This window comes from Roseivirga ehrenbergii (assembly GCF_001593005.1).
Lineage (GTDB): Bacteria > Bacteroidota > Bacteroidia > Cytophagales > Cyclobacteriaceae > Roseivirga > Roseivirga ehrenbergii.
This window is the reverse complement of the sequence record NZ_LQZQ01000002.1, coordinates 187,020-205,595: the sequence shown is the minus strand read 5'-3', so window position 1 is coordinate 205,595 and position 18,576 is coordinate 187,020. Positions and strand designations below refer to the sequence as shown.

At 41.5% G+C, this 18,576-nt stretch carries 17 protein-coding genes; 12 read left to right on the top strand and 5 right to left on the bottom strand.

Annotated features, from left to right (window positions below):
• Window positions 1–2: 2 nt before the first annotated feature.
• Window positions 3–311, top strand: coding sequence for a DUF3192 domain-containing protein (locus MB14_RS02900; protein ID WP_132644043.1), 309 nt, complete (start codon window positions 3–5; stop codon window positions 309–311).
• A gap of 26 nt (window positions 312–337) precedes the next feature.
• On the top strand, window positions 338–1,027 hold the full coding sequence (locus tag MB14_RS02895; protein WP_246032606.1) for a methyltransferase domain-containing protein: 690 nt from the start codon (window positions 338–340) through the stop codon (window positions 1,025–1,027).
• A 55-nt stretch (window positions 1,028–1,082) separates the two neighbouring features.
• Here the strand turns inward: MB14_RS02895 and MB14_RS02890 are convergent, their stop codons facing one another.
• Window positions 1,083–1,676: a nitroreductase family protein gene (locus tag MB14_RS02890; protein ID WP_062588518.1), complete on the bottom strand. Its 594-nt coding sequence runs from the start codon at window positions 1,674–1,676 to the stop codon at window positions 1,083–1,085.
• Between the two features lie 98 nt (window positions 1,677–1,774).
• Between MB14_RS02890 and MB14_RS02885 the strand changes: the two genes are divergently transcribed.
• The 4 genes from MB14_RS02885 to MB14_RS02870 are packed head-to-tail and all read left to right on the top strand — an operon-like array spanning window position 1,775 to window position 5,950.
• Entirely contained in the window at window positions 1,775–2,557 is a 783-nt protein-coding gene (locus tag MB14_RS02885; RefSeq protein ID WP_246032605.1) for a peptidase-C39 like family protein, read from the top strand.
• Window positions 2,557–4,005: a RimK family ATP-grasp domain-containing protein gene (locus MB14_RS02880; RefSeq protein WP_062588515.1), complete on the top strand. Its 1,449-nt coding sequence runs from the start codon at window positions 2,557–2,559 to the stop codon at window positions 4,003–4,005. Before MB14_RS02885 ends, MB14_RS02880 begins: the two co-directional genes overlap by 1 nt.
• Window positions 4,006–4,010: 5 nt before the next feature.
• On the top strand, window positions 4,011–5,276 hold the full coding sequence (locus MB14_RS02875) for a carboxylate-amine ligase (protein ID WP_062588513.1): 1,266 nt from the start codon (window positions 4,011–4,013) through the stop codon (window positions 5,274–5,276).
• Window positions 5,255–5,950, top strand: a complete 696-nt coding sequence (locus MB14_RS02870) for an N-formylglutamate amidohydrolase (protein WP_062588511.1) — start codon at window positions 5,255–5,257, stop codon at window positions 5,948–5,950. Before MB14_RS02875 ends, MB14_RS02870 begins: the two co-directional genes overlap by 22 nt.
• A gap of 7 nt (window positions 5,951–5,957) precedes the next feature.
• On the opposite strand, the gene MB14_RS02865 is transcribed toward MB14_RS02870, so the two are convergent.
• Entirely contained in the window at window positions 5,958–6,734 is a 777-nt protein-coding gene (locus MB14_RS02865) for a hypothetical protein (protein ID WP_132644042.1), read from the bottom strand.
• Window positions 6,735–6,922: 188 nt separating this feature from the next.
• On the opposite strand from MB14_RS02865, the gene MB14_RS02860 reads away from it, so the two are divergent.
• Window positions 6,923–7,705, top strand: a complete 783-nt coding sequence (locus MB14_RS02860) for an inositol monophosphatase family protein (RefSeq protein WP_062301266.1) — start codon at window positions 6,923–6,925, stop codon at window positions 7,703–7,705.
• Window positions 7,706–7,812: 107 nt separating this feature from the next.
• Here MB14_RS02860 and MB14_RS02855 read toward each other — a convergent pair whose 3' ends face one another.
• Entirely contained in the window at window positions 7,813–8,055 is a 243-nt protein-coding gene (locus MB14_RS02855) for a type B 50S ribosomal protein L31 (protein WP_062588506.1), read from the bottom strand.
• Between the two features lie 161 nt (window positions 8,056–8,216).
• On the opposite strand from MB14_RS02855, the gene MB14_RS02850 reads away from it, so the two are divergent.
• From MB14_RS02850 to MB14_RS02830, 5 genes are all read left to right on the top strand, one after another.
• Window positions 8,217–9,881, top strand: coding sequence for a hypothetical protein (locus MB14_RS02850; RefSeq protein ID WP_062588504.1), 1,665 nt, complete (start codon window positions 8,217–8,219; stop codon window positions 9,879–9,881).
• A gap of 49 nt (window positions 9,882–9,930) precedes the next feature.
• On the top strand, window positions 9,931–11,760 hold the full coding sequence (locus tag MB14_RS02845; protein ID WP_062588502.1) for an ABC transporter ATP-binding protein: 1,830 nt from the start codon (window positions 9,931–9,933) through the stop codon (window positions 11,758–11,760).
• Between the two features lie 65 nt (window positions 11,761–11,825).
• A complete protein-coding gene (lpcA, locus tag MB14_RS02840; RefSeq protein ID WP_062588500.1) occupies window positions 11,826–12,413 on the top strand; it encodes a D-sedoheptulose 7-phosphate isomerase in 588 nt (195 codons plus the stop codon).
• Window positions 12,403–13,938 (top strand): YifB family Mg chelatase-like AAA ATPase, encoded by a 1,536-nt coding sequence (locus tag MB14_RS02835; RefSeq protein WP_062588498.1) that lies wholly within the window; start codon window positions 12,403–12,405, stop codon window positions 13,936–13,938. Before lpcA ends, MB14_RS02835 begins: the two co-directional genes overlap by 11 nt.
• A gap of 130 nt (window positions 13,939–14,068) precedes the next feature.
• The gene (locus MB14_RS02830; RefSeq protein WP_084375941.1) at window positions 14,069–14,551 is read left to right on the top strand and encodes a DUF695 domain-containing protein; all 483 of its coding nucleotides are present in this window, start codon (window positions 14,069–14,071) and stop codon (window positions 14,549–14,551) included.
• Between the two features lie 766 nt (window positions 14,552–15,317).
• Here the strand turns inward: MB14_RS02830 and MB14_RS02825 are convergent.
• Both MB14_RS02825 and MB14_RS02820 read right to left on the bottom strand, forming a co-directional pair.
• Window positions 15,318–17,996: an ABC transporter permease gene (locus MB14_RS02825; RefSeq protein ID WP_221405452.1), complete on the bottom strand. Its 2,679-nt coding sequence runs from the start codon at window positions 17,994–17,996 to the stop codon at window positions 15,318–15,320.
• Entirely contained in the window at window positions 17,993–18,322 is a 330-nt protein-coding gene (locus MB14_RS02820; protein WP_062588496.1) for a PadR family transcriptional regulator, read from the bottom strand. The genes MB14_RS02825 and MB14_RS02820 overlap by 4 nt, the downstream gene beginning before the upstream one ends.
• Window positions 18,323–18,576 lie beyond the last annotated feature (254 nt).

Below are 18,576 nucleotides of genomic sequence, written 5' to 3'. Positions count from 1 at the left end.
TAATGAAAAAGGTTTTCATATTTATTGGTGTTTTAGTTTCACTGCTGGTTTTAGTGTTTTTCTACTTTACAGAATGGAATGCTGTTGCCAGAAAAAGCAAACAAAATGTGACCAACTCCGAAAAGCTGGAAATAGGAATGGACTCATTGCAGGTAAAAAGCATAATGGGTGAGCCTGATGCGAGAAATGAATATGATTCAGAGAGTAATGTTCCTTCGTTCTATTATCAGCCTCCATACCTTGCATCAGATGGTATTTATATTCATTTCGACTCTTTGGGGATAGTAAAACGGATTGTCTACTTTGAATGAAAAATATTGACCTTTAAAATAATACATTGAGCAGCCGATCATACGAAGAAGAATTAATGGATGACCTTGAGGTCTCTGGTGAGGTAATTTCGCAGACGCTAAAGGAGCTAGAAACCATCAATAAATGGCTCGGTGGAAACTTTGTGACCATTAATGGTTTGGATAAACTCATTCGGTCACAAACGAATGAGAAACTTGTAATTGCCGACTTGGGCTGTGGCGGAGGTGATATGCTAAAGCTTGTTGCGCAGTGGGCAAAGCAAAGAAAGCTAGAAGTTGATCTGGTCGGTTTTGACGCCAATCCCGCCATTGTGGAGTACGCCATAGAGAACTGTAAGGCCTACCCGAACATCCGTTTCGAAGTGTCTGATATTTTTTCAGAAGCATTTAAAGAAAGGCAATTCGATGTCATTCTTTGTACCCTCTTTACCCACCACTTTACCGATGAACAACTCATCAATATTTTCAATCAGTTTAAAACCCAAGCAAAAAAAGGGACGGTAATTAATGATTTACATCGCCATGGTTTGGCCGAGTTTTTAATCAAATGGCTGACTCACTTTTTCTCCAAATCTGAGATGGTAAAAAACGATGCCCCGCTTTCGGTAAGGAGGGCCTTCAAAAAAGCAGAGTTAGAAAAAATCATGAAGCAAGCCGACATTCCGTTTTTCAAGCTACGCTGGATGTGGGCTTTTAGGTGGCAGTTGATTTTTTAGTTTTTGAAGTGAACGAACCCTCCAAGGGTTTCAAACCCTTGGAGGGTTGACAAATTTAACCTTCCACCCAACTCACTTTTTCTTCAATTGGGCCACGTTTTCCTGTCGGCCATTTGTCCGTTTTTAAGTTTCCTACATAGAGAAAGCCGAGTAGTTTATCTTCGGCACCTAAGCGAAAAAAGCTTTTGGCTTCTTCTTTATAAGTAATTCCGCCAGAGCCCCAATAACAGCCAACTCCATAAGCAGTAGCCGTTAAATACATGTTTTGCACCGCACAGGCCACTGCCGAGATTTCTTCAATTTCTGGGACCAGTGCTTTTGGGTCACGCTTCATGCCGAGAGCAATAATATGCGATGCCATCAATGGTTTGGTGGCCAGCTTCTCAAATTTCGATGCATCAAAATTGCCAGCCTTGGTGGAAAGTTCTTTATAAAGTTCAGATTGAAAAGCAGCGAGCTTCTTCAAGCCTTCACCTTTGAAAACCACAAAGCGCCAAGGCTCGGTAAGTTTATGGGTAGGTGCCCAATTGGCATTCTCAAGCATGTCATTAATGATGGCGTCATCCACGGGCACATCAGAATACATGGCGGGATATATTGATCTGCGGTTTCGGAGCAGGTTATTAGTTTCTTCTATCGAAAATTTCATATCGTTCTAACTTAAAAAAAAGGGACTAAAATAGTTGTTCAGGTTGCGTTTGCTTCTGTCAATAACAGTGGCTCTTCTTCATAAATTCCCTGTGCAAAGTGACTTTTTATTATGGCTTCGTCAAAGGAGTATTAAAGGTAGAAAAATACATGATCGTTTTAGATAAAGCATGGTTTGGTATTGATATGCTTCCGCAGCCAACGGACTCCACTTGTGGGCCCACTTGTTTGCAAGCGGTTTATCAATATTACGGAGACTACATCTCTTTGCCTGATATAATTGGTGAAGTAAAGCAGTTGAAAAGCGGAGGAACCTTAGCGGTAAACTTAGGCAACCACGCCTTAAAACGTGGTTACAAAGCAACGCTCTACACCTATAATCTCAACTTGTTCGATCCGTCATGGTTTGATGCAGAAGAGCCAGATTTACTTCATAAACTAGGATTGCAAAAAAGATATAAACCACAGCGTAGAATTCAGTTCGCATCTGTGGCTTATATGAAGTTTTTAAAACAGGGAGGAGAAATCAAATTTGAAGACTTGAGTCCAGAATTAATCAAGAAATTCCTCTTCTCGAAGCAACCAATTTTAACAGGCTTAAGCGCCACTTATTTGTATGGTAGCAAACGTGAAATTGGAGATACAGTAACCGAATATGATGACTTGAGAGGTCTGCCTGTAGGTCACTTTGTGGTACTCAACGGTTATTCTGAGGCAACAGGAATGGTATCCATTGCCGACCCATTGAAGAACAACCCGATGAACAACGGTGAGCAACACTACAAAGTGGATATTAACCGCCTGATCAATGCGATTATGTTGGGCATTGTAACCTACGATGCCAATTTATTAATTATTGAACCAAGAGATAAAAACCAGTAATGTCGAAACTAATAGTTACAGAGAACCCAAAGAAATGGAATTTTGATATTCCTGGCGTAGAGGTTATTTCCGCCAGAGAATACTTTGCAAACGAAGGATTAAGACACCTGAACAAGGTTAAAGTGATTAACCTCTGCAAATCATACCAATACCAAAGCACGGGATATTATGTGTCGCTTTTGGCGGAAGCCAGAGGCCATAAAGTATTGCCAGAAGCTTCTACCATTCAAGACTTCCGTTACCCGGCCATGATCAAGGACGATGCGCAAGATTTTGATGAAGTGATTCAAAAAACCTTTAAAGGAAGTAAAGAAACTAAAGTTGAACTGAGAATATATTTTGGTTTTACGGGCAGTGCACACACCACTAAACTGGGGCTGTTGCTCTTCAACCTTTTTCAAACCCCTATTTTAAAAGTGGTTTTTGTAAAGAAGGAAAAGTGGGCGCTGGAACAATTGAAACCACTTAACATTCATGATTTAAGTGAAGAAGAACGCACTACTTTGAGTAATCAACTGGGGCTTTTCCTCACCAAAAAAATGGTGGTGAGAACCAGCAACCCAAGAAGAAAATTCGACTTGGCCATTTTGGTAAACCCAGAAGATGACAACCCGCCATCGGACGCTAAGGCATTACAAAAGTTTGTGAAGGCAGCCGAAAAAACGGGTTTCAATACGGAAATAATTACCAAAAACGATTATGCCAGGCTTACCCAGTTCGATGCGCTTTTTATAAGGGAAACCACGAACGTAAACAACCACACTTTCCGCTTCGCTAAAAAAGCAGAAGCAGAAGGCTTGGTAGTTTTTGATGACCCAATGTCGATTTTGAGATGCACCAACAAAGTGTATTTGAATGAATTGATGACCAGCAACAAAATCCCTGTTCCTAAATCAACCATCATTTCAAAAGACAAGGCTACGCCCGATACTGAAAAGCTAGAGTTCCCTTTTATTCTGAAAGAGCCCGATGGCGCTTTTTCAAGAGGCGTGAAAAAGGTAAAAAACGAAGAAGAATTGAAAGCCCTTTTGAAAGGCTTTTTCAAAGGATCGGAATTGCTGATTGCGCAAGAGTTTATGCCAACTCCTTTCGATTGGCGAGTAGGAATTATTAATAACGAACCGCTTTATGTGTGTCGCTATTACATGGCCCGCGACCATTGGCAAATTGTAAACTGGAAAGAAGGCGACAAGCATGTGGAGGGTAATGCCGACACCTTGGCGGTAGAGCAAGCTCCGGTGGGCTTATTACAAACCGCTTTAAAGGCCACAAAACTGATTGGTAACGGACTTTACGGAGTGGACATCAAAGAAGTGAATGGCAAATTCTATGTAATAGAAGTAAACGACAACCCGAACATTGATTCGGGTGTGGAAGATAAGATTATCAAGAACAAGCTCTACGAACGCATAATGGAAATTATGTTGGAGCGGATTAAAATGAAATAAAAAGAATGAGTAATACCAACCGCCTGCATCTTTTCGAAGCATTTGGAATAGAGCTGGAATACATGATTGTGGATATAGAAACCCTCAATGTGAAGCCAATCGCAGACGAGGTGTTTAAATCTTTGACCGGAGAATATATCGGAGAAATAAATATGGGGTCAGTAACTTGGTCCAACGAGCTAGCTTTGCACGTGCTTGAACTTAAATGCTCGCATCCAACCAAAGATTTGGTGCAATTGGGTGTGGATTTTCAAGAAGCCATTGAGCAGATGAACGAGCTTTTGAGCACTTTCAATGCTCGATTAATGCCAACGGCTGCACATCCTTGGATGGACCCTGAAACGGAGTCTTTCCGTTGGACGCACGACAGTGGGGAAATCTATGCGGCTTACGACAGGATTTTTAACTGCAAAGGCCATGGCTGGAGCAACTTGCAAAGCACGCACATTAACTTGCCGTTTTATGACGATGAAGAGTTCTCAAAACTTCATGGTGCCATTCGCTTAATCTTGCCATTGTTGCCTGCTTTATCGGCCAGTTCGCCCATTATTGGAGGTAAGTTTACCAACTTTCTAGACAAGCGTTTAGATTACTACCAGAACAACCAAAAGATCATTCCTTCCCTTACGGGGAAGGTGATTCCAGAAGCTATTTTCTCGAAAAGGACTTATAGAAAGTACATTTATAGCCAGATAGAAGAAGACATTGCTCCGCATGATCCTGATGGAATTTTAGATCCGATTTGGTTAAACTCACGTGGTGCAATTGCTCGTTTCGATCGTGGTGCCATTGAAATCAGGATCATTGATATTCAGGAATGCCCTTCTGCAGATTTGGCCATTGCCAACTTGGTTATTGCCTTTTTGCAAATGCTTACAGAAGAGAAAATCATGACTACTGAAGCGCAGCATGAGTTTAAAACCACCGATTTACAGGCCATTTTTAAGGGAGTAATTAGGCATGGTGAAAACACGGTAATCAACGACAAGGAATATCTAAAAGCCTTTGGTTTTAACCCTTATGAGGAAGTTACTGCTGGTGATTTCTGGAGAAAGATGCTGATTAATCTGCACATTATGTATCCTGAAAGGCTTGAGCCTTGGTACGACCAAATTCATAAAATTTTAGATCAGGGTACTTTGGCCAGTAGAATTTTAGCCAGCACTAATGAGAATTACGAGCACAGCAATTTAAAAATGGTGTATCGCGAATTGACTGACTGTTTGGAAAACAACCAAATGTTTGATCCATGCTTGGAAGGCGCATTCTAATTACCTGCGAGCATGCAGGCAACGAATTGCCTGAGAGTTATAAATATTTATTTAAAAGAGGGAAAGAGGCGTTGGAGTCGCACCGGGGTTGGGACCCTGGTGCTGCTATTCTTGCCAGTTACCTTGGGGCAGAATTGGCCGTTCCGGTTTTTATACATCCTACTTCGCGACTTTTAGTGGAGGTAAACCGGTCTTTAAGCCATCCCCATCTCTTTAGTGAATTCACCATTGACTTGGAGCCTTCGGTAAAGCAGTTTTTGCTAAATAAATACTATCGCCCTTACCGAAATGCCGTAACCGATTGGATTATAAGAGAAACAGAAGCCAAAAATGAAGTAGCTCATTTTTCTATACATTCCTTTACACCAGTTTGGGAAGGTAAGAAACGCCCCACCGACATCGGTATTCTCTTCGACCCAAAAAGAAGATTGGAAAGCAAAATTGCATTAGAATTAACCGATAAGCTTAGAGAGTTGGCACCTTTATTTACCATCGACCTGAATGAGCCTTACAAAGGCACTGATGATGGTTTTACCACCAGTTTACGCAAGAAGTTTGGCGTAAAAAGTTACTCAGGTATCGAAATCGAAGTCAACCAAAGATTCTTCTTTAATAAGGAATTGGACTTTGTGAAAAGCGTCCTTTCACCAGCGATCAAAAGTTTAGAAATCTAAAAATAGTTTAACCACATAAACCACCACCAAAAACTACTTTTCCGTCTTCTTTGGTGGTGATGTAATTTCCATTTGACTCTTCAGAATAGGTGAACTCTAACCTAGAACCCGCTATGTTTTTTAGTCTAACTATACTTCCCGTATCTACGTAATAGACGCCTGCTCTCATATAATGAAATGCCGTGAACATAAAATAGACTTGGTTGATATTGGCGCCACTAATGAAAAACTCTCCCATATCGCAGCCTTCTATATTTACCCAATGTATATAGCTACCATCAGCGAATTTAATGTCTTTAATCCAACGATAGTAAATGTTAGGTTCAGTCCCTAGAGGCTCCTTTTTTTCCGTAACCACTCCCTCTCCTAAAGTCCGCTCTAAATAATCATCTTCTCTTTCTGGTCGCTTGTTTTCAGGCAGTTCCAATGGTAATCTTTTAGAAAGTTCACCGTCAAATACATAGCCTTCAACGTCTTCCGCAGATATTTTTACCCAATGACCTTTCAGGGAATAATCAATTTGATCTTTATCTGATTCGACCTGAAAGTTTCTAATGACTTTAGGGTAAGAAGCGTCTGTTACTTGAACCTTGGTTCCAAAAGCAAGGCTATCCAAAATTTCTGACGCGGTATTTGTGTCTGAGTAAACCACCGTCCCTTTTACATTCCAAGCGTAGTATTGCGCTCCGTTTACTAAATTTTGAGCGGAGATTTCTTGAGAAAAAATTAAACTCATTAGTGAGAAGACCATTACAAGTCTAACTCTATTTTCAAATCTATTCATACTTTAAAGTAACTATTAAAGAATGAAAAATATTATAAATTAAGGTTTAATATTTACAAATATATGAATGAGGGTAGATCTGCTTTTGGTGGTCATTACTACAGAAACTGTCGTTTTTACAGTCTTCGCTTTTTTAATAATGTCTGCGTTTTGAAACCCCTATATTTGTAAGGTTAAGAAAACAAACCATGCAGCAATTACTTCAAGATGTTATCGTGCTTGCCAAAGAAACGGGAGAATTCATTCGGCAGGAATCAAGAAAATTTGATCATTCGAAAATTGAATACAAAGGTAAAAACGACCTTGTTTCCTATGTAGACAAAGAGGCTGAAAAGCGAATTGTTGCTGGCTTAAGTAAAATATTACCTGGTTCTGGCTTTATAGCCGAAGAAGGCACTTCCACAAAAAAGTCTGATACCTATAATTGGATTGTTGATCCGCTGGATGGCACCACCAATTTTGCACACGGTATTCCTGTTTTCGCGGTTTCAATTGCCTTAATGAAGCGGAACGAATTGACTTTGGGCGTTGTGTATGAAATCAACCGCGATGAATGTTTTCATGCTGTAAAAGGGCAAGGAGCATTCTTAAATCACTTTCCTATTACGGTTTCTCCCATAAAAACTTTAGACAAATCATTGCTGGCTACGGGTTTCCCTTATTACAACTTTGAGCAGATGTCGCAGTATTTGGTGATTCTAGATGAGTTTATGAAATCTACCCATGGTTTGCGCAGAATGGGCAGTGCGGCAGTAGATTTAGCCTACACCGCTTGTGGTCGTTTCGAAGGCTTTTTTGAGTACAACCTACAACCTTGGGATGTAGCAGCGGGTGCTTTAATTGTAAAAGAAGCAGGCGGAATGGTGACCGATTTCAATGGTGGAAGTGATTACATTTTCGGAAGACAAATTATAGCTGGAAACGAAGTGCAACCTGCTATGCAGCAATTAATTCAAGAACATTGGTTTTAAACCTAAGCTAAATAATGCGGCTAATTATGTCAAAACGAAATGCAAAAACGCACAACAAAAAAAAGCCCCGACATGTCGGGGCTCTTTTGTATAAGCTAAATTGATGATTACTTCTTGTAACGTCTGTTGAACTTCTCAACACGTCCTGCAGTATCAACAAATAATTTCTTACCAGTGTAGAAGGGATGCGAAGCAGAAGAAACTTCCACTTTAATCAATGGATAAGTGTTTCCATCTTCCCACTCAATGGTCTCTCCTGAAGTCATTGTAGACTTCGTCATAAATTTGAACTCGCTTGAAGTATCGTAAAATACAACTGGCTTATATTCAGGGTGGATTTCTTTTTTCATAACGCTATTCTTAGTACTTCCCTCAAAAAGGACTGCAAATGTAGTGAGCCACAGTCTATTTCACAAATATAATTGCTTTATTATTGATGTTTTTAAGCTTTCGATAAAATTAAACCATCTGTACCTTAGCAGTGCTTATCTTGCGACAGCTATATACGCCTATGAAAAAGCTATTTTTACTACTCTGCATTTCATTCTTTACAGTTTCTGCCTTGGCTCAAAGCAGTCTAATTCCCTACAATCGAGATTATTACCATATCATCGATCGTTTTGTAGCCAAATTTCCTGAGCAGGCCAAAGAGTTTCAAACGACCTATAAACCCGTAAGCCGAGAAAATTTAGCGGGATTTTTAAATTCGATTAAAGAGGAGTATTCAAATTTTTCGGAACAAGATAAATTCAATTTCGAGTTTTTAATGAACGACAACTGGGAGTTCACCAATTCAGAATACATAGAAAACGATAAAAGTTGGTGGGATGTCTTCTACACTAAGAAGTCGGACTTACTTTATTACCAAGGTGGAAATTCTACCATACACATTAACCCGGTTTTTGATTTTACTGGCGGAAAAGGCTCAGAAGCTGACGGCACATTGTACACCAACACTCGTGGTGCAGAAATTCATGGTTCGATTGACAAAAAAATTGGCTTCTACACTTTTGTAAGCACCACTGAAATGCGCTTGCCCGAATATGTCAATAGATATATTACTGGCCCGCAAAAGGCATTTCCCAACGAGGGCATTTGGAAAGCATTTGGTGATAACGGTTGGGATGTGCTTCACGCTAGAGGATATTTCAACTTTGGGCTTACCAAAAGCATTAAAGTACAGGCGGGTTACGACAAAAATTTTATTGGCAACGGGCATCGTTCCATGATTCTTTCTGACTTCTCTAGCCCTAATTTATTTCTGAAAATAGATACTCAAGTGGGGCCTTTCCAGTATACTACCATGTTTTCCGAACTTACCGAAGACATTGCCTTTACGGGCAGAGGCGTACCTGGCGATGGCGACTACCCTAAAAAATTCTGGGCTTTCCACCGTTTAGGACTGAACATTACTCCGAAATTCAGTTTGGGCTTATTTGAGTCAGTAATGAGCGAAAAAGCCACTTTGGCTTATTTCAACCCTATTATATTTTATAGGGCTGTAGAATTACAGGAAGGCAGCCCCGATAACGTTTTGCTCGGACTGGATTTTAACTGGAAAGTGAAAAAAGGCATCTCAATTTACGGCCAAGCACTGTTAGATGAGTTTGTGATTGGCGATTTGCGCGCTGGTAATGGCAGTTGGCGAAACCGATTTGGTATTCAGTTGGGAGGCAAAAGCATTGATGCGTTTGGTGTGAGTAATCTCGATTTACTGGCGGAGGTGAACTTAGCACGTCCGTATTTGTACCAAAGCGAATTCAAAAATAGTTATTCAAACTACAGAAACCCGCTGGCGCATCCGCTGGGAGCCAATTTTCAAGAATTGGTTTTAGTAGGCAGGTATCAGCCTTTGGAAAGACTTTCGGTAGTTGGCAAAATCATCTATTCCGATTTGGGCGAAGACCTTGGCGATGGCGTAAATTATGGTGGAAACGTATTGGCCGATACAGATGACCGCGTGTCTACTTCGGGTAATAAAATTGGGCAGGGCGCAAATGCTAAAAACATGTACATCGAATTAAGAGGTTCGTACATGCTTATACACAATGTGTTTTTCGATTTAGGCCTGTTACAAAGGAACTTCGATAGTGAATTGGCAGCTCGCGACTTAAACAGTACAACCATTAGCGCTTCACTTCGTTGGAATTTGGCCAAGCGCCAACACGAGTTTTGAAATCGGGCTTTCCCCATTATTTATATTTAACTTTGGCCGAAATTGAATTATGAAGACTTTTCGGAGAATTCTGGCATTTGCCAAACCCTACCATAAACACTTCCCGCAGTATTTTCTGTTTGCTACGCTGGCCATCATTTTCAGTTTGACCAATTTGGCTTTACTCGAGCCTTTGTTCAGTATAATATTCGAAAACACAAAAGAAGGACTTGACCCTGTGGCGGCAGTAGGTGATCAAATGGGTTTTTTAGATCGCCTTAAATCTATTCTTTACGAAAAACTGATTTACCTGCGCGACACACAAGGCAAATCGAGCAGCTTAATTTATGTCAGTATCATTATTGCCATCTCAGCCCTGCTCTCGAACCTCTTCACTTACCTTTCCAATGTGACTATGGGCATTGTAAGGGCCAACGTGGTGCAACGTATTCGAACTAAGGTTTTTAAAAACACTACTAATCTGCACTTAAACTTCTTTTCTGGCGAAAGAAAAGGCGATATCATGTCGCGTATGACGAACGATATTCAGGAAATTGAAGTCACATTGGTCAGCTCTATTAAAGTGCTTTTTAGAGAACCTGCCACCATCATCATTTATGTGGCTTTCCTTTTAGCCACTTCGCTTCAGCTAACCTTATTCGTTTTGGTTTTCTTCCCTGTTATGGGTTTTCTGATTTCGTGGATTGTAAAAAAATTGAAGAAAAAGGCGGTACTAAGCCAAGAGTCGTTGGGTAGAATTGTGAACCTGATGGACGAAGTTTTTTCAGGCATGCGCATTATCAAAGGCTTTAATGCCAAGGATTATGTAGACGACCTTTTCGAAAAGGAAACCCTGACCTACCGAAAGATCAACATTTCCATGGCACGTAAGAACGAACTGGCATCGCCCGTTTCTCAGTTTTTAGGTATTGTGGTAGTGGCTTCCCTTTTGGTTTATGGTGGAACACTCGTTTTGAACGAACAAGGTGGCTTACAAGCGGGTGAGCTTTTGGCTTACATTGCCGTGTTCAGCCAAATTATTAATCCAGCAAAAAGTATCTCTCAGTCCTTGAGTAACATTCAGCGCGGTATCGTTTCAGCCGATCGTATTTTTAAATTGATTGACGAACAGCCAAAAATCGAAAATGAACCTAATGCTACCGTACTACAGGGTTTCAATAATGAAATTGAGTTCCGAAATGTGAGCTTTGCTTACGACAAAGAAACGGTATTAAAGAACATCAACTTTACGGTTGAAAAAGGGAAAACGGTGGCTTTGGTGGGTTCTTCCGGAGGCGGAAAATCGACCATGGCAGATTTGATTCCTCGCTATTTCGACCCAACAGATGGCGAAATTCTAATTGACGGACATCCGCTCACTAGCGTAACAGCCGAGTCTTTACGTGCGCTGATGGGTATCGTCACGCAAGAGTCTATTTTATTTAACGACACCGTATTTAAGAACATCGCTTTTGCCATGCCCAATGCCAAGCTGGAAGATGTAATTCAAGCGGCTAAAATTGCCAATGCCTACGACTTCATCATGGATTTGGAACATGGTTTCGAAACCAATATTGGTGAGCGAGGCGGAAAGCTTTCTGGTGGTCAGCGCCAACGATTGAGCATTGCCCGCGCAGTAATGAAAAACCCACCGGTATTAATTTTGGATGAAGCCACTTCGGCACTCGATTCTGAATCTGAAAAGCTGGTGCAGGAAGCTTTGGCCAACCTAATGAAAAACAGAACATCGATTGTGATTGCCCACCGATTGAGTACCATTCAACATGCCGATGAAATTTTGGTAATGCAAAAAGGTGAAATCGTAGAGCGGGGGAATCACCAAACTTTATTGCAACAAAACGGGGTCTATACTAAGCTTATCAACATGCAATCCATTTAGATTTATTTCAGATTGCATTGATATATTTCGTATAATTTCCTTTCTTCGATTAAAACCTCTTCAACATGGACAATTACAGTCTGATTAAGCAAGAATTACAGGAAGCCGCCAAAGTGCTAGAAAACTTTCTGGACAACGAACAAAACATTGAAGCCATAGAAAAGGCTGCGCAAGCCTTTGTAGATACCATAAATAATGATGGTAAAATTTTCAGCTGCGGCAACGGTGGTTCGCACTGCGATGCCATGCATTTTGCCGAGGAACTGACTGGTCGTTACCGCGAAAACCGCAGGGCATTGCCTGCCATTGCTATTTCAGACCCCAGCCATATCAGCTGCGTTTCAAACGATTTCGGTTACGAATCCATTTTCTCTCGCTATATCGAAGGTTTAGGACGCGAAGGCGATGCTGTTTTGGCGATTAGCACCAGTGGAAATTCGAAGAACATTCTTCGCGCAGCCACAGTGGCCAAGCAACGAAAAATGAAAGTAATTGCCCTTACGGGGAAAAATGGGGGGGAATTGGCAGAACTGGCCGATGTAGAAATCCGTGTGCCACACATGGGCTATGCCGACCGAGTTCAGGAAATTCACATTAAAGTAATTCACATACTTATTCAACTGATAGAAAAAGGAACCATAGATGCTGAGTAAAGGCTACGGAGCGGCTGTACATGGTGTAGATGCAAGAATCATCACCATTGAAGTGAACATTGTGCAAGGCACTAAGTTCTGGCTCAGTGGTTTGCCCGATAGCGCTGTGAAGGAAAGTGAGCATCGCATAGAATCTGCCCTAAAGCATTTTGATTACCGCATGCCACGGCAAAAAGTGGTGGTCAATATGGCGCCAGCCGACATCAAGAAAGAAGGTTCTGCCTACGATTTGCCCATCGCCTTGGGCGTGTTGAATGCTTCTAACCAAATCAATGCACCAGAATTAGAGAAGTACCTCATTATGGGTGAAATGGCCTTGGATGGAAATCTTCGGCCGATTAAAGGTGTGCTGCCCATTGCCATTGAGGCTAGAAATAATGGTTTCAAAGGTTTTATTCTTCCGAGCGAAAATGCGAACGAAGCAGCCATCGTCAACGACCTTGATGTAATTGGTGTAGGCAACCTAATTGAGGCCATCGAATTTTTGGAAGGAAAACGGCACATCGAGCCTTTAGAATACGATACTCGCGACAAGTTCTTTACCCATTTGAATGACTATGAAGCGGATTTTTCGAATGTTCAGGGACAAGAAAATATCAAACGAGCTTTAGAAATTGCAGCAGCGGGTGGTCATAACGTCATCATGATTGGCCCGCCTGGCGCAGGAAAAACCATGTTAGCGAAAAGGCTTCCTTCAATCCTTCCTCCATTGAGTTTGTATGAAGCGTTGGAAACCACCAAAATACATTCGGTAGCTGGTAAACTGACTGCCAATGGCGACTTGGTTACGAAAAGACCTTTCCGTTCCCCGCACCATACCGTAAGCGATGTAGCCTTGGTCGGGGGCGGTGGAAATCCGCAACCCGGAGAAATTTCATTGGCGCACAATGGCGTACTTTTTTTGGATGAATTACCCGAGTTTAAACGCACGGTTTTAGAAGTAATGCGTCAGCCGTTGGAAGAACGTAAAGTGACCATTTCTCGTGCTAAGGTTTCGGTAGATTTTCCTTCCAACTTTATGCTGATTGCCAGCATGAACCCTTGCCCTTGTGGCTATTATAATCACCCGGAAAAAGACTGCGTTTGCGGTTCGGGACAAGTGCAGCGCTACCTCAATAAAATCAGCGGCCCATTGCTCGACCGCATTGATTTACACGTAGAAGTAACGCCCGTTTCCTTCGATCAAATGACGGAAAACCGAAAGGCCGAAGACAGTACCGCCATTCGTGAAAGGGTAATCAAAGCTCGCGCTATTCAAACGGCCCGACTCAAAGACCACGGCCTGCATTCCAATGCCATGATGCCTTCGCAAATGGTTAAAGACATTTGCCAGATTAACGAAGCAGGAAGGGTACTTTTAAAAACCGCCATGGAGCGGTTGGGGCTTTCTGCCCGTGCTTATGACAGAATCCTAAAAGTAAGCCGCACCATTGCCGATTTAGCCGGCAGCGAAGAAATCAAAATTGAGCACCTGGCCGAAGCCATTCAATACCGCAGCTTGGACAGAGATGGATGGGCGGGGTGAGTTTGTGAAGTTTAGGGTTTATTGTTTAGGGTTTATAGTTTAGAATTTGATTAGACTTTAGCTACTTACCATTGTACTGTTTATCTGTAAACTTTAATAGTGAGTGATATTACATTCTTAAAAACATCTAATGGCATCATTTTTCGGATTTGCAAAAAAGAAAAAGCTAAATGAATCAGAGGCCGCTTCTGAAGAAAAGGGAATAATTGGAAGGTATTATGAAAATGAGTTTCCCGTAATAGTAAAGTTCGTTGATGAGATTCCGAATGATTCAATAATAAAAAAATCCCCTGTGCTGACTGTTATTTCTTGGAAATACGAAGGTGAAACTAACAATGGAATGCCTCCCCATGAGATAAATGAAAAAATGATTGACCTAGAGGAAGCCATTGAGAACATAAAGAGCTCGTTCAAAAAATATCAACACGCCTATAGTCGAACAGGAAATAATTTAAAAGAACTCGTTTATTACAGTGCTTCTCAAGATGATTTTATGGCTTCACTAAATAAGACGCTTACTAAACATGAAAGATACCCAATTGAGATAGATTTTTATGAAGACCCTGAGTGGAGAGAATTTAAAAAATTGATAGAAGATTTTAAAAAAGACTAAAATCACCTCCCTGTGTCGCAGGTTCTCCGATTTATCTGCCTCTGGCAGAACCTGTGACCCAATATGAGCGCTAGGACCCTGTCCGTTTTAAATCAATAAAACCCCAATTAGTTCTCCAGTATTTTGAGGGATGTTGAAACACCCACGAAGCTTCGGAGCAGCATGACTGTTCAAACAGTCAATGTCCAGTACCGTCACTGCGAGGCACGAAGCAGTCTCAATCGACCTAAGCCTACTATTACAGTCACCTCGTAGAGGTCTTTTTACGTTTCACAAGATATTTCCCTATCTGCGCTTCTGAAAAAGATGCTTACAGCATGACTTAGCTTGTTAGTGACTGCTCATAACTAGCATTGTTCAAAGCGCCATCAATCGAAGCAGTCTCAAAACAGTCATTCGGTGCCGACCATCGAATAGCCTCTGTGTTATCGGTCGGTACCGCAGGTCAGACCGTAGCCCAAGTTGACCTCAACTCAAAACACTAACCATCACTCGGTGCAACCGAGCGATTGCTCTTCGATTAAACCTTTGTGAAACTCAGCGCCCTTAGCGGTTAAGAAAACCGCCCACTATTACAGTCATCTCGTAGAGATCTTTTCATGCTTTACAAGACAAAACACCCTCCAACTTTGTTACTGAAAAAGATGCTTACAGCATGACTTAGCTTGTTAGCGATTATCCAGAAACTAGCTTTAATAGAATAGCTAACGGACTATATTCTGCAATCTTTGCGAAACTCAGCGCTCTTAGCGGTTAAGAACAGAAATCACTCCTGCTTCAAAGCTTTAATCGGACTACTCATAGCGGCTTTTGTGCTTTGAAAACTCACGGTGAGGATAGAAATAACCACCGCCATAAAAGCCGTAAGTACATACACCCACCAAGGGATCTCAATCCTGTAAGAGAAATCTTGTAGCCAGCGGTTCATGAAATAGCCTGCTAAGGGCAGTGACACTATTGTCGCTAAGCCCACCAGCTTTAGAAAATCAATGGACAGTTTGTAAGTAATTTGACCTATGCTGGCGCCCAGCACTTTTCGGATACTGATCTCTTTCGCTCTTTTTTCGGCATTGAAAGCCGCCAAACCAAACAGGCCAAGGCAGGCAATAAAAATGGAAAGCGAAGTGAAAATCACAAATATTTTGCCCAAACGCTGTTCAGTATCATAAGTATTATTGAAGGAATCGTCCATAAAATAATAACTGAAAGGCTGACCTGGCGCGAACTTTTCCCATACGGTTTCTAATTCCGAAATACCTTTCGAAAAATCTCCAGCATTCAGTTTGACTAGCATTTTCTTAGGCTTTCCTCCCAGCGTCAGGCTAAGGGCATCAATGCTGTTTCTCAGGGTTTCAAAGTGGAAGTTTTTGACTACTCCAATCACAGTGAAGTAGCGCATGTTTTCCTTATCCTCTCTATGGAAATCATCCGTGAATCGCATTCCTATGGCTTCTTCGGGAGACAAGCCAAGCAGTACAGTTGTGGATTCGTTCAAAATCATGGCGCTAGAATCCGTGGCCAATTCCCTGTTAAAATCACGACCTGCCACTAATTCCAGCCCCAAGGTGGAGAGGTAGTCGTAATCAATATCCCAACTGCCAATGATCAAAGCATTTTCGCTCCCAAGCGATTTATCAGGAAAAAGTGTGGTGGCACTTCTTGGTGAAGGAGTCGGCAAATAGCTACTCAATGAAGCACTTTCTACCTGAGCAATTGTCTTCACTTGGTTTTTAAAAGCTTCGATTTGTTTACCTGTAGCATCTACATCATCAATAATCAGCACCTGATCTTTTTGATACCCTAGGTCTTTATTCTGAATGAAATTGAGTTGCTGAAAAACTACAAAAGTACCCAACATGAGAAATAGTGAAATGGCAAACTGAACAACCACAAGGCTGTTGATCACCGTTCTGCCTCCATTTCCTTTAATGTCCCCTCCTTTCATTCCCTTAATGGGTGCAAATCTCGACATTAGAAATGCAGGGTAGCTCCCCGAACCAAAACCCAAAACAAGCGAAACCCCCAAGAGTACCAACCAAAACAACGGATTCCCAAAAGGAATTGAAATGGCTTTTCCCGCCAATTGATTAAAGTAAGGCAAACAGAGGGCTGCAATGGCTATGGCCAATACCAGTGCCATGAATGCTACTAAAGTAGATTCCGTTAGAAACTGTTTGATCAACCCTGACCTACTGCTGCCTAACGTTTTGCGCACGCCCACTTCTTTTGCTCTTTTCAGAGACCGCGCGGTAGACAGGTTCATAAAGTTGACACAGGCAAGGATGATTAAGAATAGACCAACCGCAGCGAGTATATATACATTCTGAATATCGCTATTGGTGCTTAACTCATCTTCAATATTGGGTGAATGCAGGTGAATATCAGTTAGAGCAATGGGCGTAAACCGCATAAAATCACCAGAGGATTTCTCCATTTCTTTGGCACTTTCTACGGTGAGTCCTGGCATAAAAGTCATGGCCCAAGGAATTAAGTAACGATCTTTCACCGTGCTCAAATAAACCTGTAAATTTTCTTCATTTGCCGTAGGGCTAAGTTTCACAAAAGTGGGAAAGCTCCAAGTATTCCAAGCCAAGCTTTTGGCATCATCAAAACTGGAAAGTGAAATAAAGACCTGATGATTTCTTAAAAACGAGTTTTTAGGTAAATCGTCCATCACGCCAGTGACCACATATATCTCATCATTATTGAGCACCATGCTTTGGCCAAGTGCTTTATCTAAATCAAAATGCTTGAGGGCTGCGGTTTTGGTGAGTACAATAGAGTTTGGCTTTTGCAATGCGTTTTTTGCATTTCCATAGAGCAGTTTCAAACCAAACATTTCGAAAAAAGTAGAGTCTGCACCAGCAACGTAATCTTCTTTTACATTTTGTTCGGCATTTACCTCCTTAAGTAAAATGCTGTTGCTCACTTTTAATCGAGTGATCATTTCTGCCTGCGGAAAATCACTTTGCATTACATTGGCCAAAGGGCTAGAAACGGCTGCAAAATGATTGGTTTCGCCCGCGGTTCGGTTGTCGATATTGACGCGGTAAATGCGATCTGCATCGGCAAACATTTTGTCGAAGCTGAGCTCATCGTGGAGAAACAAAGTAATAATCAAGGCGCCTGCCATACCAATGGCAAGACCCGATGTGTTGAGGAAAGTGAAGAAAGGTTGTCGAAGCGCATTGCGCCACGCCACCTTCAAGTTGTTTTTAAACATAGCTGTTGTTATTGAATAGTTGACCTTATAAAATGCTTTCATAAACCCCGGCCTGAAAGAGCGCATTACGCCCCAAAAGAATTTTCTTTTCGCCTTTTTGGGTGATGTTTCAAAATGCTTCTCAAAGAGCTCAATCAGATCACCCTCGAATTCTTCGAGGTAATCTTCCCTGCAAAACCAGCGCAGAAATTGGAGTGCTCTTTTTGGCGGCTGGGCTTTCATTGACCAAATGAAATTTTAGGAATCTGCTGGTAAATCGAAGTTCTGACTTCGTATTGCTGATCCAGTACCTTTTTCCCTATTGAAGTAATACTATAATATTTTTTTCTGCGGCCTCCACGTTCGTTGGTGATGCCGCCATAACTAGATTCTACAAAACCCTTGTTTTCCATGCGTTTGAGGGCCACATGCACGGCACTGACATTTACCTTCTTTCCTAATTTTTCTTCAAGGTTTTCAAGGATCAGTACGCCATAGGCCTCTTTATTATTGGCGGCTACCAGCAGTAATACCAGTTCCTCAAACTCACCCAACGAATGTTCTGACATAGTTATTTGTTTACTTAACAAAAGTAAAAGTAATAATTAGTTTCATACTTGTTAAGTAAATAGGAAAAAATAATTGAAACGAGTGGAGTTATTGCTTCTCAGGTAATGTCTCGTCCTGATTTTAGTTGACAATTATCAATTGATTGTGTCAACCTATTTCAGGACGTGACCTAATTTTGAGGGATGCTGAAACCTTCCGAAGCTTCGGAGCAGTATGACGGTTCAAACAGTCAATGCCCAGTACCGTCACTGCG